Origin of the sequence: Pseudoalteromonas sp. TAB23, from assembly GCF_000498075.1 — a bacterium.
Lineage (GTDB): Bacteria > Pseudomonadota > Gammaproteobacteria > Enterobacterales > Alteromonadaceae > Pseudoalteromonas > Pseudoalteromonas arctica.
On record NZ_AUTP01000019.1, the window covers coordinates 1 to 4,349 of the forward strand.

General features: G+C 39.3%; 3 protein-coding genes. 2 read left to right on the forward strand and 1 reads right to left on the reverse strand.

The window, feature by feature from the left end; all coding sequences use genetic code 11:
- A partial coding sequence (locus L654_RS0100250) for a c-type cytochrome (RefSeq protein ID WP_024606915.1) occupies positions 1–248 on the forward strand: 248 nt, incomplete at its 5' end.
- A 164-nt stretch (positions 249–412) separates the two neighbouring features.
- Positions 413–2,977 carry a diguanylate cyclase gene (locus L654_RS0100255; RefSeq protein WP_024606916.1) on the forward strand — a complete coding sequence of 855 codons (2,565 nt, stop codon included), beginning with the start codon at positions 413–415 and terminating at the stop codon, positions 2,975–2,977.
- A gap of 15 nt (positions 2,978–2,992) precedes the next feature.
- On the opposite strand, the gene L654_RS0100260 is transcribed toward L654_RS0100255, so the two are convergent.
- Positions 2,993–4,349, reverse strand: a 1,357-nt coding sequence (locus L654_RS0100260; RefSeq protein ID WP_024606917.1) for a 3'-5' exonuclease, incomplete at its 5' end; no start/stop codon positions are given.

Genomic DNA, 4,349 nt, shown 5'->3' on the forward strand with positions numbered 1-4,349 from the left:
CAGCCGCGCCTACAGGCCCTCGTTCTGGTGAGCAAGTGTATCAAGGTGCATGTTTTGCATGTCACGGTACTGGTGCACTAGGCGCGCCTAAATCGCCTGACGATTGGGCTCCACGTATAGCTAAAGGTAAAGACACTTTACTTGAGCATGCACTAAATGGCTTTAATGCGATGCCTCCAAAAGGCACCTGTATGGATTGTTCTGATGATGAGATAAGCGCTGCTATCGACTTCATGACATCTAAGTAAATACAGCTGAAATACACAAAAAAGGTTTACTTCGGTAAGCCTTTTTTAATACCTAAAATAGTGTTTCTAGCCAGTATGGTAGTACGAATATCAACTTGACGATAAGCGCTAAAAGTGAAAGTATAAGGCTAATAACTATACAATAAAAATAGCCGGTTAGATCATTGGAAGATAAACTCTCAGTATCGAGTAAATTGGCGTATCAAAATAAACGTCTAAAAACATTACTCAATAAATACAAACAATCACATCACTTACAAAATGCGCTGATACAATTATCAGAGCAAGCAAGTACTGTTGCCGAGCTAACCCTACTTTATCCCGCTATCCACGACATTTTACAAAAATATGTGCCGAGTAAAAGTTTTTATGTGGTGCTATTAAATCAATATAGTCAATCGCTAGAACTTTCTTACTTTTCAGATGAAAAAGATGGTATTGCCGTCGCCCTTAACCAATCAAATAGCTTTGATGAAGGCGCCACTGGCTATGTATTTAAACAGGGTAAAACCACATGTTTTACCAAGCAGCAAATGCAAAATGCCGCAGCAGAAGGTTTATTTAAAGCATTAGGCACTCCAGCAGAGCATTGGGTAGGTGTACCGGTTTACCAAGAACATAATATTATCGGTGTATTAGCAGCGCAAAGTTACGATACAAAACAAGGCTATAGCTCACAACAAATACAATTACTTGAGTTTATGTCGCTTTATTTAGCAACTGCAATAGAGCGTGTAAAAAAACGAGAGCTCCTTGAGTCAGAAGTTAAAATTCGTACCCGAGCACTCACTCAAAGTAACGACGCGTTAAACCTTGAAATAGAACAACGCAAACGCGCACTTCAACGCCAACAAATTCTGTTTAAAATATCTGAAATAGCAACGCAAGCTAAAAACCTTGATGATGCTTACTTTAAGATACATGAAATAATAAAAACAATTACCTACGCAGAAAACTTATATATTGCACTTTACGATAAAGAGTCTGGCTGGATAAGCTTCCCTTATTGTGTAGATGAATTTAAAGAAAACACTCAACCAAGACGCTTTGCTAAAGGTTATAGTGAACTGGTAATTAGCACTGAAGAAACGCAACTTATACACCCGTGTAGGGCAAAAGAACTAATAGAAAGCGGTGTAGTACAAAGGGCTAAGCCTGTACAAAAAGAGCAAATGGCCACTAGTTGGTTAGGCGCTCCACTTAAAACAGCTCAAGGTGTTATCGGCCTTATTGTTTGCCAAGCTTACGATAACAAACATATTTTCAGCCAGGATGATTGTGAGCTAATTACCTTTGTATCACATCAAATTGCAGCTGTTTTACAAACAAAGCTCGCCAATCAAGCGATTGCAAAAAGCCATCAAGAACTCGAATTTAGAGTCAATGAAAAAACCAAAGAACTGCGTCAAACTAATCTGCATTTACAAATGCAAATAGATGAACGTAAAAAAATAGAGCAGCAGCTTTATCATGACGCACATCACGACTCTCTTACTAGCTTACCTAATCGCAGCCTATTTTTAACTCAGCTTGAAAAAACGCTACAACATTATCAGCGCTTTCCTGAACATAACTTTGCTGTTTTATTTATTGATTTAGATAAGTTTAAAGACATTAACGACCAGCTTGGTCACCATGCTGGCGATCAGTTTTTAATTAACGTTAGTGAGTTATTTGCCCAGTGTATACGCGAACATGATTTACTAGCACGCTTAGGTGGCGATGAGTTTGTTATTTTATTAACGCACTTAACTGAGCCTCAACAAGCCGAAGATGTTGCCAATCGTATTATCGACTTAATGGAAAAGCCTTTTTGCCTTAAAGGGGAATATTTACAAAGTGGTGCAAGTATAGGGATAACCTATTCAAAGAAAAGCTATACTCATACGGATGAAATTATTCGTGATGCCGATGCTGCAATGTATCACGCTAAAAACTCCGGAAAAAATCGCTACGAGCTATTTCATCCGCTATTAACGCAATCAATACCTGCGCAGGCACTAAAAGCACAACATCACCTTGATATATTACCTATGAGTTTTAGAAGCTCAGAAATAATTACTCTTGATGAGCAACATCAGTCTGAATCTTTATTTGAAGCATTTGGTGAACACCCAATACTTGGCTTTACTAGCTTTGATATTTTGAAAAAGTTTGCATCAGATAAAGAACAGCACCTCGAGATAGAGTTACAGTTATTACAACGCGCTTATGCACAAGCAATTACCGCAAATGTAACTATGGCGCTGGTTCCTTGCTCTGGTTTACTACTTGAGGAGCACGAATTTGTTTTATTTACAGATACGCTAAATAAACAACAAGGGCATAGCCAGCTCTGTTTGCTATTTGATGAGCAAGAAATTCGTCACGCAAGCGCAATACAAATAGAAAATCTCAAAAAGCTATCACAACTTGGTTATTCAATTGGTTTAAACAATTTTGCTAAAGATAGATGCGAACTTAATTTACTAACCGATATTAATTTTGACTATCTGCTACTTAGCTCGACCTTTAGTAAACGTGTTTTACAACAAGAAAGTTACGATTTTCAGCTACAAGGTGTGCTAGCAATTACGAAGCTAAAAGCAATGAAAGTTATTGCTAAAGGACCATCGATACTCAATTTTAGAGCTTTACTAGACAAGCACGGTTTGGCATTTTTTGTGGGAAAACAACACGCTCTAGTGTGCTCTGAGTTGCCTGAAATACAAGCAACCCAGTCTTTATAAAATTAGCCTGAGGTATTACTCAGGCTTTTTAAACATTGCACGAAGGTTAGCGACTCTTGCTTGGCCTTTTTCCATTCGCTCTGCTTGCGTATTTGGCGCTTTTTTGTTTTCGAACGCGAGATCGTCCTGCGGTAACTCTTGTACAAATCGGCTTAACTCAGTTTGTGAGGTTTCACCAAATTGACGACGTATTTTTGCATAAGTAAGTGTTAACTCCTGCTGTGCACGAGTAATACCAACATAAGCTAAGCGGCGTTCTTCATCTACGTTATCTTCATCAATACTTACCTGATGCGGAAGTAAGCCCTCCTCCATACCTACCATAAATACATATGGATACTCTAAGCCCTTTGATGCATGTAGTGTTGATAAGTGCACTGCATCGGTTTCGTCTTCTTCTTCGTTACGCTCAAGCATGTCGCGAAGGGTTAGCTTGCTAACAACCTCGGCTAATGTCATTGGTTCGTTGTCGGCATCACCGGTCAACATATCGGTGATCCAGCGATACAGCTCAGATACGTTTTTCATACGCATTTCAGCGGCTTTAGCACTCGGTGACGACTCGTACAAATATGCCTCGTAATTAATATTACGCACTAAGTCTTTAACAGCTTCGAGCGTATCACCGCGTACTGCGTTATCGGATAGCTCAACAACCCAGCGTGCAAACCCAGCAAGCGCATTAAAACCACGCCCTTTTAGTCTGTAGCCTAAATCGTTATCAAAACAGGTAGCAAATAAGCTCGCGTGTTTTTCGTTAGCAAGCGTACCAAGCTTTTCAAGTGTAACCGTGCCTATTTCGCGTCGCGGTGTATTTACAATACGTAAAAATGCATTGTCATCATCTTGATTAACTAGCAAACGTAAATACGCCATAATATCTTTAATTTCTGAGCGAGCGAAAAACGACATACCGCCACTAATTTTATAAGGGATACGGTTACTCATTAAAGATTTTTCAAAGCCACGTGCTTGATGATTACCACGATATAAAATCGCGTAATCTTTATAGCTGGTACGCTTCATAAACTTATGTGAAATTATTTCAGCAACCACACGCTCAGATTCATGCTCTTCATCGCGGCACCCTATTACTTTAATCGGCTCACCATAACCTAGTTCACTAAATAACTTTTTCTCTATGTCATGTGGGTTATTCGCAATTAAAATGTTAGCCGCTTTTAGTATTCGCCCTGCACTTCGATAGTTTTGCTCAAGCTTTATAAGTCTAAGCCCTGGGTAGTCTTTACCTAATAACACTAAGTTTTGCGGGCGAGCACCACGCCATGAGTAAATTGATTGATCGTCATCACCTACCACAGTAAAACGGGCACGCTCGCCTACTAGCAATTTAACAAGTTGATATTGGCTT